This window comes from Vibrio sp. 03_296, from assembly GCF_002265885.1.
Window position 1 is genome coordinate 1 of sequence record NZ_NPKW01001308.1, and the last position, 420, is coordinate 420.

Here is a 420-nt window from a genome sequence, read left to right on the forward strand (position 1 = left end):
CAGCATAGCGACATGGTTACAACGACAAGGTGTAACAGAGCGAAATGCGTGGAAGCTGGCGATGTCAGATAAAGGGTGGTGGCACTTAGCCCTCTCGCCCCAGGTGAATCACGCAATGCCAATCAAATGGTTCGAGGAGAGGGGACTGTACTCATTGAGAGATGGGTATGAGTCACTAAAGATATATTCGGAACCGCCGTATGCGACCCACGCTTGTACGGTGGTGTGAGAGGATGGAGGCCGTGAGGCCTCCTCCTACTCGATTTCGTTCAGTAACCTATACCCTTCTTGCTTGAAGCTGCAGCGGTGTTGGCGACGTTCGTTCACCCCAATTACATAGTTCATCTATGCTCATGGGGATTCACTCACTTGCCGCCTACCTGCAACTCCAAGCAATTTGGGTATAATGAGGTTGTTACT

At 50.7% G+C, this 420-nt stretch carries 1 pseudogene; it reads left to right on the top strand.

Annotated elements, in window-relative coordinates:
- Window positions 1-229, top strand: a pseudogene (locus tag CIK04_RS35950) (hypothetical protein); the annotation flags it as partial.
- Between the last annotated feature and the right edge of the window lie 191 nt (window positions 230-420).